General features: G+C 71.0%; 18 protein-coding genes. 7 read left to right on the forward strand and 11 right to left on the reverse strand.

Translation table 11 applies throughout. The features are described from left to right. The first annotated feature begins 203 nt into the window (after positions 1-203). Complete coding sequence (locus ACIGXX_RS35235) at positions 204-503, forward strand: hypothetical protein (RefSeq protein ID WP_351169524.1); 300 nt, start codon at positions 204-206, stop codon at positions 501-503. Positions 504-999: 496 nt separating this feature from the next. Here the strand turns inward: ACIGXX_RS35235 and ACIGXX_RS35240 are convergent, their stop codons facing one another. Together ACIGXX_RS35240 and ACIGXX_RS35245 are read right to left on the reverse strand one after the other, a co-directional pair. Continuing rightward, on the reverse strand, positions 1,000-3,396 hold the full coding sequence (locus tag ACIGXX_RS35240) for an ATP-binding cassette domain-containing protein (RefSeq protein WP_383826040.1): 2,397 nt from the start codon (positions 3,394-3,396) through the stop codon (positions 1,000-1,002). A gap of 246 nt (positions 3,397-3,642) precedes the next feature. Further along, positions 3,643-4,053: a VOC family protein gene (locus tag ACIGXX_RS35245; protein ID WP_351169530.1), complete on the reverse strand. Its 411-nt coding sequence runs from the start codon at positions 4,051-4,053 to the stop codon at positions 3,643-3,645. A gap of 118 nt (positions 4,054-4,171) precedes the next feature. Between ACIGXX_RS35245 and ACIGXX_RS35250 the strand changes: the two genes are divergently transcribed. Continuing rightward, positions 4,172-4,762: an SMI1/KNR4 family protein gene (locus ACIGXX_RS35250; RefSeq protein ID WP_361467355.1), complete on the forward strand. Its 591-nt coding sequence runs from the start codon at positions 4,172-4,174 to the stop codon at positions 4,760-4,762. A gap of 67 nt (positions 4,763-4,829) precedes the next feature. Here ACIGXX_RS35250 and ACIGXX_RS35255 read toward each other — a convergent pair whose 3' ends face one another. The 3 genes from ACIGXX_RS35255 to ACIGXX_RS35265 all read right to left on the reverse strand — a co-directional run bounded on the left by ACIGXX_RS35255 (position 4,830) and on the right by ACIGXX_RS35265 (position 6,751). Continuing rightward, positions 4,830-4,907, reverse strand: coding sequence for a 50S ribosomal protein bL37 (locus ACIGXX_RS35255; RefSeq protein WP_370443954.1), 78 nt, complete (start codon positions 4,905-4,907; stop codon positions 4,830-4,832). A gap of 107 nt (positions 4,908-5,014) precedes the next feature. Next, positions 5,015-5,644 carry a cysteine hydrolase family protein gene (locus ACIGXX_RS35260; RefSeq protein ID WP_351169536.1) on the reverse strand — a complete coding sequence of 210 codons (630 nt, stop codon included), beginning with the start codon at positions 5,642-5,644 and terminating at the stop codon, positions 5,015-5,017. 114 nt (positions 5,645-5,758) lie between these two features. After that, a complete protein-coding gene (locus ACIGXX_RS35265) occupies positions 5,759-6,751 on the reverse strand; it encodes a DJ-1/PfpI family protein (protein ID WP_361467352.1) in 993 nt (330 codons plus the stop codon). 236 nt (positions 6,752-6,987) lie between these two features. On the opposite strand from ACIGXX_RS35265, the gene ACIGXX_RS35270 reads away from it, so the two are divergent. Both ACIGXX_RS35270 and ACIGXX_RS35275 read left to right on the forward strand, forming a co-directional pair. Continuing rightward, on the forward strand, positions 6,988-8,061 hold the full coding sequence (locus tag ACIGXX_RS35270) for a methyltransferase (protein ID WP_361467349.1): 1,074 nt from the start codon (positions 6,988-6,990) through the stop codon (positions 8,059-8,061). Between the two features lie 96 nt (positions 8,062-8,157). Beyond that, the gene (locus ACIGXX_RS35275) at positions 8,158-8,805 is read left to right on the forward strand and encodes a hypothetical protein (RefSeq protein ID WP_383826045.1); all 648 of its coding nucleotides are present in this window, start codon (positions 8,158-8,160) and stop codon (positions 8,803-8,805) included. Between the two features lie 57 nt (positions 8,806-8,862). Here the strand turns inward: ACIGXX_RS35275 and ACIGXX_RS35280 are convergent, their stop codons facing one another. Continuing rightward, on the reverse strand, positions 8,863-10,086 hold the full coding sequence (locus tag ACIGXX_RS35280; RefSeq protein WP_351169547.1) for a phospholipase D-like domain-containing protein: 1,224 nt from the start codon (positions 10,084-10,086) through the stop codon (positions 8,863-8,865). 171 nt (positions 10,087-10,257) lie between these two features. On the opposite strand from ACIGXX_RS35280, the gene ACIGXX_RS35285 reads away from it, so the two are divergent. Further along, positions 10,258-10,500 carry a DUF6411 family protein gene (locus ACIGXX_RS35285; RefSeq protein ID WP_351169550.1) on the forward strand — a complete coding sequence of 81 codons (243 nt, stop codon included), beginning with the start codon at positions 10,258-10,260 and terminating at the stop codon, positions 10,498-10,500. A gap of 25 nt (positions 10,501-10,525) precedes the next feature. Here ACIGXX_RS35285 and ACIGXX_RS35290 read toward each other — a convergent pair whose 3' ends face one another. The 3 genes from ACIGXX_RS35290 to ACIGXX_RS35300 form a co-directional block, all read right to left on the reverse strand. Further along, positions 10,526-13,330: an NACHT domain-containing protein gene (locus ACIGXX_RS35290; protein WP_383826050.1), complete on the reverse strand. Its 2,805-nt coding sequence runs from the start codon at positions 13,328-13,330 to the stop codon at positions 10,526-10,528. 190 nt (positions 13,331-13,520) lie between these two features. Continuing rightward, on the reverse strand, positions 13,521-14,138 hold the full coding sequence (locus ACIGXX_RS35295) for a TOPRIM nucleotidyl transferase/hydrolase domain-containing protein (RefSeq protein WP_383826052.1): 618 nt from the start codon (positions 14,136-14,138) through the stop codon (positions 13,521-13,523). A gap of 82 nt (positions 14,139-14,220) precedes the next feature. Beyond that, positions 14,221-15,072, reverse strand: coding sequence for a LysR family transcriptional regulator (locus tag ACIGXX_RS35300; protein WP_383826055.1), 852 nt, complete (start codon positions 15,070-15,072; stop codon positions 14,221-14,223). A gap of 80 nt (positions 15,073-15,152) precedes the next feature. Here ACIGXX_RS35300 and ACIGXX_RS35305 point away from each other — a divergent pair, with 80 nt between their 5' ends. After that, positions 15,153-15,665, forward strand: a complete 513-nt coding sequence (locus ACIGXX_RS35305; protein ID WP_361467338.1) for a cupin domain-containing protein — start codon at positions 15,153-15,155, stop codon at positions 15,663-15,665. Next, entirely contained in the window at positions 15,662-16,024 is a 363-nt protein-coding gene (locus ACIGXX_RS35310; protein ID WP_361467335.1) for a DoxX family protein, read from the forward strand. The genes ACIGXX_RS35305 and ACIGXX_RS35310 overlap by 4 nt, the downstream gene beginning before the upstream one ends. A gap of 10 nt (positions 16,025-16,034) precedes the next feature. Here ACIGXX_RS35310 and ACIGXX_RS35315 read toward each other — a convergent pair whose 3' ends face one another. Further along, the gene (locus ACIGXX_RS35315; protein ID WP_351169568.1) at positions 16,035-16,679 is read right to left on the reverse strand and encodes a dihydrofolate reductase family protein; all 645 of its coding nucleotides are present in this window, start codon (positions 16,677-16,679) and stop codon (positions 16,035-16,037) included. A 92-nt stretch (positions 16,680-16,771) separates the two neighbouring features. Then, on the reverse strand, positions 16,772-17,467 hold the full coding sequence (locus ACIGXX_RS35320) for a M15 family metallopeptidase (RefSeq protein ID WP_383826060.1): 696 nt from the start codon (positions 17,465-17,467) through the stop codon (positions 16,772-16,774). Positions 17,468-17,519 lie beyond the last annotated feature (52 nt).

Consider the following 17,519-nt stretch of genomic DNA (forward strand, 5'->3'; position numbering starts at 1 on the left):
CCCACAGCTTCGATCCGCGCGCTGGCGTCCCGCTCACGTCTCACTGATGCCTCGCTGACGCCCTGCGCCCCGGCGCCCGGCGGGTCCCTGCATGCCGGTGGATTACTGCGTTCGGGTGTCTTGGCGGACCGGGTGCAACCAGATGGCCACTCATCCGCTTCCTGTCCGACACAGGCATCGCCCACCGTCGTGAGGAAGCCGCCATGACTTCACCCGCCACCGTCCTGCCGACCGTCAACTGGGACGCGGAGGCCGACTTCCTGCTGCCCCCGCCCGACCCGACGCAGCGTCTGGACATGGCGGCCCCGACCGTCCTGACGCCCCGTGACCGGCACCGCCTGACCCTGCACGCCACGCTCACCACGGCCGGAATCCCGCCCCACCCCGACGACACCAAGGCAATCGACGCACTGAGCACGCTCGACGACACGGTCGCCCTGGCGATCTGCCGCTGGCTCAGCACCCATGCCCATCCGGCGACCCCGCTCACGCAGCTCACATGACGCGCCGCGCACGCACGGGTCAGCCTCTGTGGAACAGGTCCTGCGGATCGACACGCTCCCAGCGCGAGCGCGGGGCGGGCGCCCGCGGCACTTCCCGCTGTTGGGCACGCCACTCACGCACCAGCGCGTCGTAGATGGGGGATGGTGAAAAGACTTCCCCGCCACCGGCCCTTGTCTCGGCACGGGGCGGCCGCGGCGAAGGAACCCCGTTCCCCGCATCGCTCATGCCCAGTACAACGATCCTTTCCGCTCCCGGCAACGCCGCCCTCGCACCGGTCGGTTCCGGCGAGAGGAAGTGGGCGAGCAACTCCAGGAATGCATCAGGCATTGGGCCCGTGGCATGCGCATGCCACGGGCCCAATGGAGCATTCAGAAGCAGATTACTGACTCCGCGTACCGTCCGTGCCCGGTCTTCGCATTCGTACCCAAACGGTAGAAGTCGAGCGACAGTTCGGTACTGCGGGGCATTGCCGCCAGCGGGCCCGCAGGGCCTGGCTCAGGTGCCCACGTACGCCGAGAGGTGTTCGCCGGTGAGCGTGGAGCGTTCGGCCACGAGGTCGGCGGGCGTGCCCTCGAAGACGATCTTGCCGCCGTCGTGGCCCGCACCGGGGCCGAGGTCGATGATCCAGTCGGCGTGCGCCATGACCGCCTGGTGGTGCTCGATGACGATGACCGACTTCCCGGAGTCCACGAGCCGGTCGAGCAGGCCGAGCAGCTGCTCGACGTCGGCGAGGTGCAGGCCGGTGGTCGGCTCGTCGAGGACGTAGACCCCGCCCTTCTCCGCCATGTGCGTGGCCAGCTTGAGCCGCTGCCGCTCGCCGCCGGACAGCGTGGTGAGCGGCTGGCCGAGGCTGATGTAGCCGAGCCCGACGTCGGCGAGCCGGTCGAGGATCTTGTGCGCGGCCGGCGTGTGCGCCTCACCCGCGCCGAAGAACTCCTCGGCCTCGGTCACCGACATCGCGAGCACCTCGCTGATGTCGCGGCCACCGAACTTGTACTCGAGGACCGAGGGCTGGAACCGCTTCCCCTCGCAGTCCTCACAGGTGCTCTCGACACCGGCCATCATTCCCAGGTCGGTGTAGATGACCCCGGCGCCGTTGCAGTTGGGGCAGGCACCCTCGGAGTTGGCGCTGAACAGCGCCGGCTTCACGTCGTTGGCCTTGGCGAACGCCTTGCGGATCGGGTCGAGCAGTCCGGTGTACGTAGCCGGGTTGCTGCGCCGCGACCCCTTGATCGGCGCCTGGTCGACGGACACCACACCCTCGGCGGCGGGGATGGAACCGTGGATCAGTGAGCTCTTGCCGGAACCGGCGACGCCGGTGACGACGCACAGCACGCCCAGCGGGACATCGACGTCGACGCCCCGCAGGTTGTGGCGGGTGGCGCCGCGGATCTCCAGCGTTCCCGTGGCCTCGCGCACCGTCTCCTTGAGCGCGGACCGGTCGTCCAGGTGGCGGCCGGTGACCGTGTCACTGGCCCGCAGCCCCTCCACGGTGCCCTCGAAGCAGACCGATCCCCCCGCTGTACCGGCGCCGGGGCCGAGGTCGACGACGTGGTCGGCGATCGCGATGGCCTCGGGCTTGTGCTCGACGACGAGGACCGTGTTGCCCTTGTCGCGCAGCCGCAGCAGCAGGTTGTTCATCCGCTCGATGTCGTGGGGGTGCAGGCCGATGGTCGGCTCGTCGAAGACGTACGTGACGTCGGTGAGCGAGGAGCCGAGGTGGCGGATCATCTTCACGCGCTGCGCCTCACCGCCCGACAGCGTGCCCGCCGCACGGTCGAGCGAGAGGTAGCCGAGGCCGATCTCCACGAACGAGTCGAGGGTCTGCTGAAGTGCGGTGAGCAGCGGCGCCACCGACGCTTCCTTGAGGCCGCGGACCCACTCGGCCAGGTCGCGGATCTCCATCGCGCAGGCGTCGGCGATGCTGATCCGCTTGATCTTCGAGGTCCTCGCGCCCTCGCTGAGCCGGGTACCGTCGCACTCGGGGCAGGTGGTGAAGGTGACCGCCCGCTCCACGAACGCCCGGATGTGCGGCTGCATCGCCTCCTTGTCCTTGGCAAGGAACGACTTCTGGATCTTGGGGATCAGCCCCTCGTAGGTGAGGTTGACGCCGTTGACCTTGACCTTGACCGGCTCCCCGTAGAGGAAGTCCCGCAGCTCCTTCTTGGTGTACTTGCGGATCGGCTTGTCCGGGTCGACGAAGCCCGACTGGGCGTAGACCTGCACGGTCCACTGGCTGTCCGACTTCCAGCCCGGGATGGTGAACGCGCCCTCGGAGAGCGACTTGGAGTCGTCGTAGAGCTGGGTGAGATCGATGTCGGAGACCGAGCCCCGGCCCTCGCAGCGCGTACACATGCCGCCGGTGCGGTTGAAGGTGGCCTTCACGGTCTTGGTCTTGGCGTCGCCGCGCTCGACGGTGATGCCCCCGCTCGCCCGGACCGACGCGGTGTTGAAGGAGTACGCGCTGGGCGGGCCGATGTGCGGCTTGCCCAGCCGGCTGAAGAGGATGCGCAGCATGGCGTTGGCGTCGGTGGCGGTGCCGACCGTGGAGCGGGGGTCGGCGCCCATCCGCTGCTGGTCGACGATGATCGCGGTCGTCAGGCCGTCGAGTACGTCGACTTCGGGCCGCGCCAGCGTCGGCATGAAGCCCTGCAGGAAGGCGCTGTAGGTTTCGTTGATCATCCGCTGCGACTCGGCGGCGATGGTGCTGAACACCAGCGAGCTCTTGCCCGAGCCGGAGACACCGGTGAACACCGTCAGTCGGCGCTTGGGGATCTCGATGCTGACGTCCTTGAGATTGTTCACGCGCGCGCCGTGCACACGGATCAAGTCGTGGCTGTCGGCGGCGTGGAGCGCAGGCGACTGCGTGGTCCTTTTCTTGGCGGGGCTCATGGTGTCTCCATCTGTTTCGGGCGGAGCCGCCTGCGCGGGCTCCGTCGGTGTCGCCTGGCTCGATCTGGCTCGATCTGACTGATCATCGTCGAGCAGTACGTTTGGTTCTACTTCTTTGGCGTGGAGGCGGCAATGGTTCGCCGCCGGTCCGATCGACGGGGGCGGAAGTGGGGGGCATGCCTTCCGCGTCTTGCCTCCGCGTCAGGCCTTTCCCGCAGGCCGCGGCCGTGATCGGTCCCGGTCGGCTCAGCGGTGTTCCTGGATGCGGAGCAGGTTGCCCGCGGGGTCGCGGACGGCACCGTCACGAACGCCGTAGGGCTGCTCGGTGGGCTCCTGGACGATCTCGGCGTCCTTGGCCCGCAACCGCGCGAAGACGCCGTCGAGGTCGGCGGTGGCGAGGAGGATGCCCGCGTAGGTGCCCTTGGCCATCATCTCGGCGATCGTGCGGCGCTCGGCGTCGGTGATGCCGGGGTCGGTGGCGGGCGGCTGCAGTACGAGGGAGATGCCGGGCTGCTCGGCGGGGCCGACGGTGATCCAGCGCATCCCGTCGTACCCGACGTCGTCGCGGACCTCGAAGCCGAGGGTGTCGCGGTAGAAGGCCAGGGCGGCGTCCGGGTCGCTGTGCGGGAGGAAGGTCGCGTGCAGGGTGACGTCCATGCCCAGCACGCTAGATCTGGCCCCGGGCGGACGCTTCTCGATTCCTGATCGGTCCGTCCGGACATCTGCCGCGCCCGCGGGACGGCGTCCGACGAGAACCCTCGCCTAGGCTCGGCCCATGACAGAGCCGCCCCTCTCCGAGGCCGAGATCGCCGAGGCCGAGCAGGAGCTCGGTGTGTCCTTCCCCGAGGACTACCGGGCCTATCTGCGCGAGGTGAGCGCGGGCGGGGCACTGGCCGGGCTGGGGCGGACCGGTCGCGGCTGGTGGTGGGCCGGGAACGACGCGTCGCGGCGTGCGCTGCTGGCCGTGCCGTTTCCGCACCCCGACTCCTACATCGCGGCCGACGACGAGCTGATGGCGCGCGAGCCGCGGGCCGAGGCGTTCGGCGACGAGACCGGGTACCTCGCCGCGTGGCGTGCCTGGGATGAGGAGGTGGGCAGGTTCGAGGACCTGAAGACTGCCGGTTCCGTCGTCGTGCAGGAACACGGCTGCGGCTTCTCCACCCTGCTGGTGCTGACCGGACCGCTGGCCGGCACGGTGTGGTGGGACGGGCGGGCGACCTGCGACCTGATCGTCCCCCTCTCCCTCGACCAGGTCGGCGGTGCCCGGCCGGTCCGGTTCGCGGAGTGGCTCAGGCACGGATCGTGGGCGCTGCTGCCACCGGACTGGGGGCCGCCGACTCCGTCGGCGCCTGTCGTTCCCGGCTGAGGACTCCCCCGGGACATGCCTCGGGGGCGGCACCTCAAGGTGCCGCCCCCGATCGCCGCGCCCGCCGTCAGGACTGGGGGCGGCTGCCGTGGTTCGCGCCGTTCTTGCGGCGGGCCTTCTTCTTGCGACGTCGCTTCGAGGACATGGATACCTCCGTGGTTCCGGTGCAGCTTCCCGGGCTCGAGCCCAGGCGATCATGCGACCCCTACCCACCACGACGCCTGGTAATGACGTGGCCTACGTCACCCGTGTTCAGGCAGGGATCGCGTCGACGGTGGGCACGACGGTGCCGAACAGGTCGGTGATGGTGGTCAGGGCGGCCGTCTGGAGCGCGGCGGCGGGCAGGACCGTGCCGTCCGGGGCGGTGAGGGCGCGGGTGGCGGTGGCCTCGGCGACGACGGTGGGGCGGTAGCCGAGGTTGAAGGCGCCCTGGGCGGTGTAGTTGACGCACATGTGCGTCATGAAGCCGGCGAGCAGCAGGTCCTTGCCGCTGCCCGGGGCGATGCCCAGGTCGCTCAGCGTCTTCTCCAGCTCGGTGGCGTGGAAGGAGTTGGGGAACTGCTTCACCACGACCGCCTCGCCGTCCACCGGGGCGACCTCGTCGCTGATGGCCCCGATGTGGGCGCGGATGTCGTAGGGGGTGTTCTCGCCGCCGTCGTTGAGGATGTGGACGACCGGGGTGCCCGCGGCGCGGGCGCGCTCCAGGAGGCGGGCGCCTGCCGCGAGCGCCGTCTCGGCGCCGTCCAGGGCCATGACGCCGGTGCGGTAGGTGTTCTGGAAGTCGATCATGATCAGGGCGGATTCGCTCAGCCGGGGCGGCTGGTCGTCCAGGCCGATCACGTCGCGCAGGGTCGTGGAGGGCTGATTCGTGTACGTGCTCATGGGTGGGGTGCCTTTCGGGTTTCGCGGATGAAGGACGGCATGAGGCATGGCGAAGCCGCAGGGCTCGCCTGCATGCGCCAGGGACGTTGAAGAGGGAAGAGGGTCAGAAGGTCATCAGGGGGTCTGGACGCGGAAGCGGCGGCGGTAGGCCGCCGGGGTGGTGGCGAGCTGGCGGTTGAACGCCCGGTGCAGCGTCTCCACCGAGCCGAGCCCGGCCGCGGCGGCGACCCGGTCGAGGGGGCTGTCGGTGGTCTCCAGCAGGCGGCGCGCCACCTCTACGCGAGCGGCCTCGACGTAGTCGGCCGGACTGGTGCCCGTCTCCTGTTTGAACACCCGGGCGAAGTGCCGCTCGCTCAGGCACATCCGGGCCGCGAGTGCCCCGGCCGACAGGTCCTCGTCGAGGTGTTCGGCGATCCACAGGCGCAGTGCGTCGATGTCGCGGCGGGCGGAGGCGGGGCGGCTGAGCGGCACGGAGAACTGGCTCTGGCCGCCTTGCCGCTTGAGGTACATCACCAGCTGCCGGGCCACCGAGAGCGCCACGTCCTCGCCCTGGTCCTCGGCCACGAGTGCCAGGGCGAGATCCAGGCAGGCGCTGATCCCGGCCCCGGTCCACAGCCGGCCCCGGTCGGTGCGTACGAAGATGGGGTCCGGGTCGACCGTGACGGCCGGGTGCTCGGCGGCGAGCTGGGCGGCGGTCGACCAGTGGGTGGTCGCCGTCCTCCCGTCGAGGAGCCCGGCCGCGGCCAGCACGTGCGCGCCCACGCACACCGAGGCCACGCGGCGGGCGTGCGGTGCGGTCGCCTTCACCCACTCCACGACGTCCGCGTCGATACGGGCGAGGGGACCGTCGTCGGTCATGTCGACCGCGCCGGGCACCAGCAGGGTGTCCACCTGCCCGCGGACCTCGTCGAAGCCCAGGTCGGCCACCAGCCGCACCCCCGCCGACGTACGGACCTCACCGGCGACCGGCCCGGCGAGGCGGACGCGGTAGCCGGCGCGGCCCGCGGTCTCGCGGTTGGCCAGCGCGAAGACCTCGGCCGGGCCGGTGACGTCGAGGAGATCGACGTCGGGGAAGACCGCGATGACGACACGGTGCGCAGTGGGCATGAACCCATCCTCACCGCCGCAACCGATGGCCGCAATGACGATTCCCTGTCACATCCGGACATGCGCAGGGACGGCTCGGCGAGCGCCGTGGCGGCTCGGCGAGCGCGGTGGCGCCGTGCGGAACATTCGTCCAATACGGCCGCTTCTGGCCTCGGCATAGTCGATGACGCGGGCCGAGGATTGCTGTCCGGCAAACCGATCCGCCCGACGGACCCGCCAAACGAGGGGAAGCAACGATGACGCACGACGACACCACCACGGCGACGCCGCCCACGACGGCGCACGACACCGAAGGCGCCCATGAACTGGTCGCACAGCTGGTGTTCGGAAGCCTCGCCGCGCAGACCGTCCGCGCGGCCGTCCGGCTCAGGGTGATCGAGCTGATCGGCGACAAGGAGCGGTCGGCAGCCGAAGTGGCCGCCGATGCCGGAGCGCGTCCTCAGCCCATGTCCAGACTGCTGCGCGCCCTGGCGAGCCTGGGCCTGCTGCGCGAACACACCCCGGGCTCCTTCTCGGTGACCCCGGCAGGCGCCACCCTGGACCCCGCGCGGCCCGACTCGATCACCTCGCTGGTACGGATGTTCACCGAGCCGACGATGCTGCGTGCCTGGGAGCACCTGGACGAGAGTGTGCGCACCGGTGACGTCGCGTTCGACGCGATCTTCGGGAAGGGCTTCTTCAGCCACCTCAAGGAATTCCCCGACCTGTCCGCGGAGTTCAACGCGGCCATGAGCCAGGCCACCAGGGCGACGGCCGCGGTCCTGCCGCACGCCTTCGACTTCGGCCGCTTCACCACGGTGGCCGACATCGGTGGCGGTGACGGCACCTTGCTCGGCGCGGTACTGCGCGAACACCCGGCCCTGCGCGGCGTCATCTACGACACCGAGGAGGGCCTGGCCCAGGCGCAGGCGACGCTGGAGCGGCAGGGACTCACGCAGCGATGCTCCCTGGCGCGCGGGGACTTCTTCCGCTCGGTTCCCGAAGGCGCCGACCTCTACCTGCTGAAGAGCATCGTGCACGACTGGTCGGACGACCAGGCGGTCACGATCCTCAGCCATTGCCGCGAGGTGCTGCCGCCCGCGGGGTGCGTACTGATCGTGGAGCCCGTCCTGCCCGAGGTCGTGGACGGCGCATCGGCCGGACTCACCTACCTCACCGACCTCAACATGATGGTGAACGTGGGCGGCAGGGAACGGACGCGGGCCGACTTCGAGGACGTGTGCCGCAGGGCGGGCCTGTCCCTCACCTCGGTGACCCCGCTGGTGCGGGCGGAACCGTTCTGCCTCATCGAGGCGACGCCGACGGCATGAGGTCGTCATGAAGATCATCACGACCTGATGACATCCTGCACGATTCAACCGCATGTGGCCTACCGTGTTCCGCCTGGATCAACCTTGGGGGGACATATGCGCGTTCGCGCGACCGCGGCTACGGCCGCCATGCTTCTGGCCGCTCTGACCGCGTGCGGCGGCGACGACGGCGCCAAGGCCGACGCCAAGGCGGCGGACAGCTCGAAGGCCTCGACCTCGAAGAAGGTCGACTGCGCGGACGAGGACATCAGTCAGGCCGACTGGATGAACCACTGCTCCGACGAGGGCGCCGACACCAGTGCCGACGGCGCCGGAACCGAAGAGCAGGCGACGGGCCTGAAGTTCGGCGAGTCCTACACGTGGCCGGACGGCCTGAAGGTGTCCGTCGCCGAGGCGAAGGTGTTCACGGACTACGACGCGGAGCTGATGGAGTCCGCCGAGCCCGGCAGCACCGACTTCCGCGTGAAGTTGAAGCTGACGAACTCCGGCAAGTCCGCGGTCTCCCTCGATGACCTGTCCGTCATCGTCGAGGGCGCCACGAACGGCGGCGAGGCGGAGTCGACGGCCTTCGAGAACGGCGCCGAGCCGCTCGACGGCCGCCTGGCTCCCGGCGTGTCCGCGACGAAGACCGACGACAGCGTGCTCGAGACGAAGTACGGGAAGAAGGTCGTCGTCACGGTGCAGCGCAGCAGCGAGGACTCCGACCTGGACTTCCCGGAGTTCGCCGGGTCCATCACCGGGTGACCTGCCGGGGGCCGCTGCTTCGCCCGCTTCAGGCCGGATGCCGCGCGAACCAACGGGTCACAGGAAGCGGCGGATCGGCCGGACGGCCGCTTCCAGGGCCCGTTGGGCGACTGGGCGTCTTTTCCAGCGGCCCTCCTGGATCAGTTCGCTACTCGTCACGTCGTCTTCGAAGTGGTCGTCCAGTGCCGCGGTGAACTCCTGGTCGAGGACCGCGAGCATGACTTCCTCGTCGTGGTCGAGGGAGCGGCGGTTGAAGTTCGTCGAGCCGATCAGAGCGGCGACGCCGTCGACGGTGATGACCTTGGCGTGCATCATCGTCGGCTGGTACTGGAAGATCTTCACCCCGCAGGCGATGAGGTCCTCGTAGTAGTGCTGGCCCGCGAGGTGACTGACCCGCTTGTCGGTGTGCGGGCCGGGCAGCAGGATCTCCACCTCGACCCCGCGGCGCGCGGCGGCGCACAGCAGCTCGATGAAGTACGCGTCCGGCGAGAAGTACGCGGTGGACAGCCGGAAGCGCTCCTCGGCGGATTCCAGCATCACGCGCATCAGGGTCTGCATGTCCTGCCAGCCGAAGCTGGCCGAGCCGCGGACCACCTGCACGATGGCCTCGCCGTGCGGGCGCTGCTCGATGAACCGGTCGCGGTCGTCGAAGAGTTCCTCGTGGCACTCAGCCCAGTTCTGCGCGAACGCCGCGGCGATCCCGTCCACCGCGGGGCCGCGGACCTCGACGTGGGTGTCACGCCACTCGTTCTCGTCGCGCGCGTTGCCGCACCACTCCTGCGCGATGCCCACCCCGCCCGTGAACGCGGTCTCCTCGTCGACGACCAGGACCTTGCGGTGGCAGCGGTGGTTCTGCTTGAGCGGGGAGAGATACAGCGGCTTGCGGAACCACGCCACCTGCACCCCCGCCCGGTCCATCGCCTCGAGCTGCTCGGTCTCGATCAGCCGGCTGCCGAATCCGTCGAGCAGCAGCCGCACCCGCACCCCGGCACGGGCCCGCTCCGCGAGCGCCTCGGCGAACCGCAGGGCGATGTCGCCCTTCCAGTACACGAACGTCATCATGTCCACGGTGTGCTCGGCACGGCGGATCCCGGCGAGCATGGCCGCGAAGATCTCGTCCCCGTTGCGCAGGGGCGTGAGCGCGTTGCCCTCGGTGGCCGCGATCCCGATCAGCCGCTCCAGGCGCCGCCGTATCCGCTCGATGCGGTCCTGGGCGGACGGTTCGCCCGCCTCGCCGGGCGTCAGCGGGGTCAGCTCGTGCGGTTCTTGCGTACTGGTCATGGCGTCCCTTGGCCGGTACGCGATGAGGAGACTGAGGCCGCGGCCCGGTCCGGCGCGGGCTGGGCGGCGAGCCGACTGTACCGGGCGGGGCGACGGGGCCGTCGGGGCCCCGGCGCATACACCTCGCTCCGCAGGGCACACGGCAGGCACGCCTCGACCCAAGGAGTTTTCGTGATCATTGTCGGTATTGTCGCCGTCTGTATCGTCCTGGCCATACTCGCCTTCTTCGTGCCCCGGCTGTCACGGCACCCCGAGCGCGGCACTCAACGCACCCTGGGAGCCGGATCACGCGCCGGCGGCAAGGCCCCGGGCATCCTGGGCCGGATCTTCAGCAAGCCTTTCCGCAGCAGCTCCAAGGCCGTGGGCCGCAGTGGCTCCGCCGGTCGGCGCACCCGGGGCAAGATGCCCTTCTGATCCGACCTCCACCGGAGCACGCCCTTCAGCGACCGTCAGCCCCCTCCCCCGAGGCCAGCCGCTCCTGAAGCCGCGCATGCCGGAACTGGTAGACGGCCCCCGCCTGCCGCAGCACGCCCCGCTCGTGCGCCTCCGCGAGGAAGGCCATCAGACGCCAGGGAAGCCGGCCGGTCGAACAGCACCACAGGCGGGCCGTGAGGAGGCGCCCCCACGCGGACAGGGCGACGGTGACCAAGCCCATCGGGATGACGACGACGGTCGCGACAGCCGCCCCCATCGGCAGCATCGCGACGAACAGGTTGCAGAGCCAGGCCACCAGCGTGATCAGGAATCCGCGGATCAACGCGGTGTCCCGGTCCGTTCTCAGGCTGGCCAGCGGGCTCGGCGTGCGGGACGTGTCGACGGGCGCGCCGAGCCAGCGGTGCAGCCCCGCAGCGAACCCCGCCACGACACCCAGACCGAGACCGCCGGCCAGCCCGAACGACACGGCGGAGCCCATGAGTTGCCCGGGATCCTGCCGGGCGATCCACCGCCACTCCGCCTCGTCCATCCGGTCCTCGACGCCGTCGGTCGCGACGAGGCGGCCGTCGGGCAGACGCACCCGTACGGCACTCGTCGCCGCGGTGCCCGCGGTCACTTCCATGGCGGCCGTAATGCTCGCCCGCCTCGTGGCATCGGCGCACGGATGGTCCGCCGAGAGCGCGCTCAGCGGGACGAAGGCGGGTTCCCCTCCGTAGTAGGAGCAGCCCCCGATGACGTCCCCCTCCAAAGGGCGCGCCCAGCGGATGTACGCCGCGCCGTCCGGGCGCAGCCCGTAGCGCGTGCCGTCGTCCGCCACCACGTAGCGACCGCCGTCGGCGGGCCGGTGGACGGCCGCCCGGAACGGCAGGTCATCGCGCGCCTCCGCCCTCCCCGCGGCCGTGCCGCCCTCCACCAGCGCGAACGCCAGACCGAGCACGGCTCCCGCCGGCAGCCCCACACCGACCCCGCGGACCAGCGCCCTGCCGAGTCGGCCCGCCCGGCCCGGTCCGTACCGCCGCCGGGACGGGCCGCCGGCCTCGACCGCCGTCGCCCCCTCGCCCCGTACGACGAAGGCGCCCAGTGCGGCCGAGACGGCAGCGACGGTCAGCAGCGTCGGCGCCGACACCGGATAGATGACCAGCTCGGCGATGAGCACGGCGGGGATCGCGACGAAGATCCCCGCCGCCGCCTTCCACACCCAGCGCCGGTGGCGCCAGGTCCGCAGCACGGGGAACGGCATCGTCGCCGGCGCGGGAGCCGTCGTGACACCGATGACACCGAGCCCCGCCGCCACCGCCACCCCGTACAGCGCGCCGACGGTCAGCCGGCCCAGCAGCTCGTGCATGCCGGCGAACGGCACGTCGTAGAAGGGGTCCCGGACGAGCGGACGGGTCGCCCCCACGATCGCCGCCAGCGGGATCACGTACGCGACCGAGAGCAGCAAGGTGCGCCGCAGGCCCGCGTTCTCGCGCGCGAGCGCCGCGTACCCCGCGCACAGACCGGTCAGGACCGCGGCCGCCACGACCGGTGACTCGGCTCCCTGCCCCGAAAGCCACACGGCGAGGCAGATGATCTCCGTGACGGCCCCGAGCAGCAGCAAGGGGGCCAGCGGGCGCAGCGGGCCCGGAAGCGCCGTGTGCAGCTCCCACCAGGCCAGGTCGCGGGTACCGCGCCGCTCCAAGTGCCGTGCCAGGAAACGGAGTCGGCGCATCGCCTCGTCTCCGTCCCAGCGGGCCGACGTACGGAAGGACGCGGGGACGAAGGCGTCCAGCAAGTGCTGTTCCATGGCGGCCGGTTCGGCGAGTGCGCGGCGGCTCAGCAGTTCGGCGGGGTCGGCGCCGCTCTCGCCGTACACGGCGCGTGCCATCGCCACCATCAGGGGCAGCTCCAGGACCTGGCGCAGGCAGCGGGCCACCGCCTCACCGGGATGGCGCCTGACGTGTTCGAGCACCGGGTCCCAGGCCGTGGCGCGTGCGCCCGCGGGGCCGCGCACGGGGCGGGCCGTGCGGATCAGATATCCGGCCGCCTCCTCGAAGCCCAGCGGCTGGAGTTCGACCACGGCGGCCGATGTGAGGACGTCGCCGGCCTCGACGACGTCGGCGTACACGTCGCTGCGGCAGGTGAGGAAGAGCGGGTCACCGGCGTCGAGTTCCGTGTTCAGCCGGAAGACCGCGCGCGTACGCAGCTGCCCGCCCAGTTCGTCGAGCCCGTCCACGACCGGCAGGACCCGCCCGCAGGACACGAGTTCCGCCGCGAGCACGCCTCCTGACGGTCCGACGGTGGCCAGGGCCGGGTGGCCCGCGACGAGACGCTCCACCATCCACTGGCGCAGGTCCTGCTGGTCGGGCTGCCAACTCGACGCCTGGAGCAGGAAGGGGACGGGGTCGCCCGCGCCCCGGTGCTCCAGCAGGTCGAGGGTGAAGCGCACCGCGAGCACCGTCTTGCCGCTGCCCGGCGGGCCGAGCACGGTCAGCCGCCGCGAGGGCACGTAGCCGAAGATCTGCGTGATGTCGGCGAGGAGGCCGGACAGGTCGGGGCGTTCGGTGTCCCGGGCGGGCCAGCCGATCGCCTCGTCGAGATCGGAGAGCCAGGGCTGCGCGGGCGCCCACCGCACGGCGAGCGGCTCGGGGTCCTGGAGCCTGCGCAGGCGCCACTCGGCCAGCCACTGGGCGCGCACCGCGTCGGCCAGGGCGTCGGCGGATCGGTCCAGCTGCTCGGCGGGCGACAGTGCGACAGCGGGCCGCACCGTGGTGTGCAGGAGCCCGGCCAAAGACACCAGGAACCCGAGGACCGAAAGGAGCGGTCCCACGCCCTCGAGGCTCCGGTTCCATACGGTCACCGCCATCAGGGCGCCGGTCCCCAGCGCCGCCCCCACCCACACCCCACGCCGCCAGTACCTCATCAGTCGCGCCCCCGTCCGCCGCGCCCTGGCCGGTGCCGCACATTGTCCCAGCCGGGATGCGACCGCCAGGGCGGAACGGGGCACACCGGTCAGGCGCTCACAGGCTCGCCAGGAGGTCGTCGAGCGGGGCCGGCGTCCGTTCGGGGCCGAGTGCCTCGACGAGGAGGCGGCCGTAGCGGATCTTGCGGCCCTTCTTCGTGCCGAGGAAGCGCCGCAACTGCTGCTGCCGGGGCCGGTCGTGCTGTGCGGGCTGGTGCAGGAAGGTCTGCCAGGCCCGCAGGTCGCCCTCGGCCCGGACGGTCTCCTCGACCTTCGCCGTGCCCAGCGCGCGGATGAGCTCGTCCTCCAGGTCCGACACGCACACGAAGAAGTCCCCGCGCGGCGCCCCCGCGCGCTCCAGGCCCCGGTCGTAGAACGGCTGCTCGCGCACGTCGCACAGTCCCGCAAGGCGCAGGTCCAGGCCGGGCGGCCCGAGGAGTTCGGCGTAGCGGGCGATGCTCATCGCCCCGCCCATCGACACGACGCACACCCCCTCGGCGGCCAGGTCCCGGCCACGCCGTTCGGCCAGCGCCTCGACCGCCTCGCGGTCACTGGGCCCTTCCAGCAGCACCGCCGTCGTGACGCCCACCCGCTCGGCCAGGTCACTCGCCGGCCCGCCGGGACCGCCCGCGACCCAGCCAGTGACCGCGTCCCGGAACGCCTCCATGTCTGCCATGCAGGGAGTGTGCACCTTCACCGGCGACACGGCACGGAATATTCGACGGCCGCACGCGCCATGCGCGGCGCGCTCGGTGCGCTCAGTTCCGGTAGGCGGCGACCGCGATCCGGACGAACGAGCGGATCAGCGGATTCGTGTCGCCTTCGTTCCAGGCCGCCACCACACGGCTCTCCGGCATGTCGATCAACGGCACGACCGTGAGCCCGTCCCCCGGTCCGTGATCCAGGAGGGTCATGCCGACGGTGCCGTTCCAGAGAACGGCTTGCCGGCACTCCGCGACGGCGCGCACCACCGGGCCCTCGCGGGGTTCTCCGCCGTTCCAGTACGACTGCCAGAGCGGGTCGGTGCCCTCCGGGAAGACGAACCACCGGCGGTCGGCCAGGTCCGCGAGCCTCAGGCCGGCGCGGCGGGCCAGCGGATCGTCGGCGCGCAGCAGCGCCCCCACCGGATCGGCGCGCAGTTCGTGCACGGCAAGGCCGGTCCCGTCGAACGGCCCCCGCGTCAGGGCGACATCGACCAGCCCGGCGTGCAGCCCACAGGTCGGGTCGGTCAGATCGGTCTCGCGGATGCGCACCTCGACCTGCGGATGCCGCCCGCGATAGGCGTCGGCAAGCCGGGTCGCGGCCGGATCGGTGCTGTCCCCCAGGATGCCGACGGTGAGGGTCGCGGCACCGGCCGCGGCGGCCACACGCACCCGTACCCGGTCGGCCTGGTCGAGCAGACCGCGCGCCTCGTCGAGAAGCACCGCGCCCACCGCGGTGAGCGTGACTCCGGCGGACGACCGGTCGAACAGCGCGGCGCCCACCTCGGTCTCCAGCTGCTTGACGGCCCGGCTCAGCGGCGGCTGGCTCATGTGCAGCCGGGCGGCGGCCCGGCCGAAGTGGAGTTCCTCGGCGACCGCCACGAAATAGCGCAGCGTACGTAGCTCCATGCAGCGACGATACCCGTGCGGTATCGGTGTCACGGAACAGGTCTTGGACGCTCGTAGCACCCCGGCGGTGGAATCGGCCCATGACCGACGAACCGAGAACCAGTGAACCGCCCACCGCTCCCGCCGTATCGGTGGTGGGTCCGCACGACGGCGAGACGATCGTCCTTGGCACCACGCGACTGCGCGTCCTGGAGGACGGCAGCAACACCGGGCACCGCATCGGGCTCGCCGAATCGGTCCTCGCACCCCACACGCCCGGACCGCCGCAACACCGCCACGCCCAGCACGACGAAGGCTTCTACATCGTCTCCGGCACGGTGCGGTTCACGGTCGGAGACGAGGAGTACGACGCGACGGCGGGCACCCTCGTGATGGTCCCGCCCGGCGCGCCGCACACCTTCGCCAACACGACCGACCAACCCGCCGTCATGGTCAGCACCTTCACCCCGGACCTGTACGTGCAGTACTTCCGCGACCTGCAGGCCATGATCGCCGACGGCCAGGCCCTGACCCCGCAGGCGAACATCCAGGTGATGAGCCGCTATGCCACCGAGCCCGCTCCCACGCCCGGTGACCGTGGAGAAGAAGCGTGAACGCCGCCTACTGGGTCGTGGCCGGACTGCTCTCCCTGTTCTATCTCTACGGAGGCGGGCTGAAGCTGGTCCGCACCCGTGAGCGGCTGCGCCCCATGATGGCCTGGGTCGACAGCACCCCGATGCCTGCCGTCAGGGCCATCGGGCTGACCGAGGTGCTCGGCGCGATCGGGCTGATCCTGCCGCCGCTGACCGGCATCGCCCCCTGGCTGGCCCTGGCCTCCGCCATCGGGTTCGTGGTCCTCCAGATCGCCGCGACCAGGGTTCACCTGAGCCGCGGCGACCGCCGGATCGCCCTCAACATCACGCTGCTGCTCGCCGCGTCCGCGGCCGTCTGGACGGCGACGACCTGGCTGTGAACCCGGTGAGCTACTTGCGCCAGAAGAGGTGGTGCGTCACGCCGCTCGGGCTGGGGACGACATCGAGGTGGAACCGGTCACGCAACTCGTCGGGAGACTCCCAGAGCCGTACCCCGGACCCGAGCTTCACCGGGGAGACCACCACGTGCAGGGTGTCGACGAGGTCGGCGTCGAGGAACTGCCGGATGGTGGTGGCCCCACCGCCCAGGCGCACGTCCTTGCCCTGCGCCGCTTCCCGCGCCTGTTCGAGGACCGTGGCCGGGTCGGCGTCGACGAAGTGGAACGTGGTGTCGGAGAGGGTGAACGACGGACGCGGGTGGTGGGTCATGACGAACACCGGGGTGTGGAACGGAGGTTCATCGCCCCACCAGCCGCGCCACTCGTGGTCGTGCCAAGGCCCGCGTTGGGGCCCGAACTTGTTGCGGCCCATGATCTCGGCGCCGATGTTGTTGGCGAAGTCGCGGGTGAAGTAGTCGTCGAGCCCGCGGCTGCCCCCGGGGTCGGTGCGGTTGGGCCAGCTCGCCGTGGCCCCGGCCCAGGCGAACAGGTCCCCGGGGTCCACGTGACCGAACGGCCTCTCCAGGCTCTGGTCCTCTCCGGCGCCGATTCCGTCACTGGAGACGTTGAAGTTCTGGACCCTCAGCAGCTGAGTCACGTATTCCTCCTGCGTTCCACGTAGTGCTCACGTGTAGTCGACAACGGTGGTGAGACTCCCCTGACTTGAAGAAATCATCGCCGGAGCCTTCGCTATTTTCCGTTGGCCGAGAAGTGCTGGTAGTCCGGGTTCGCCCAGCGCCCGCCCCACTGCCAGCCGACCCTGCGCATGGCGGTCCACACGACGTCCCCGGGCCGGATCATGCCCTTGACCAGGCGGTCGCGCCGCAGGTACTTCGCCGCGGACGCCGGGTGGACCCGGCCGTTGACATCGACGTACGGGTTCTCGACGGTGTTGATGTCGATCGCGTTGCCGTAGGAATGCTGCGACATCCGCCCCGGATTCCCGGTCACCCGGCGGCAGTTGAAGGCAGAGGTGTTGTCGGCCGCCATCGCCGCCGTGTCGCTGCCGCCGAACTCGGCCACCACCCGCATCCGGCGGATCGGGAACTTCGCCGCGAAGGCCTTCCGGAAGACGTACAGCAGAGGCTTCACCGAACGCTCGTGGACGATCAGTTCACCGGCGTGGATCCGGCCGTCGAAGCCCCAGTGGTTCATGCGGATGAGCCGGAGCCGCCGCGGCGGAACGGGGCACCCGGGGCGGTAGGTGGAGCCGAGCTTGGCCGCGGGCACGGCGGTGACCCGTGCCGCGAGGCCGGGGCCGGGGGCGGAGGCGGTGCGGGAGGCCGGGGCGTCAAGGGTGCGCGCGTGCGCACCCCCGCCGCCGTCCACGCCGCCGACGAGGAGCAGGGCCATGGCCACGGGAACCACGCGATGTGTGAAGTGCACCTTTTGACCTCTAGCACGCGCGAAGTGATTCTGACGGAAGCCACAGCACTCG

It is taken from the genome of Streptomyces sp. NPDC055243, from assembly GCF_044544025.1.
GTDB lineage: Bacteria > Actinomycetota > Actinomycetes > Streptomycetales > Streptomycetaceae > Streptomyces.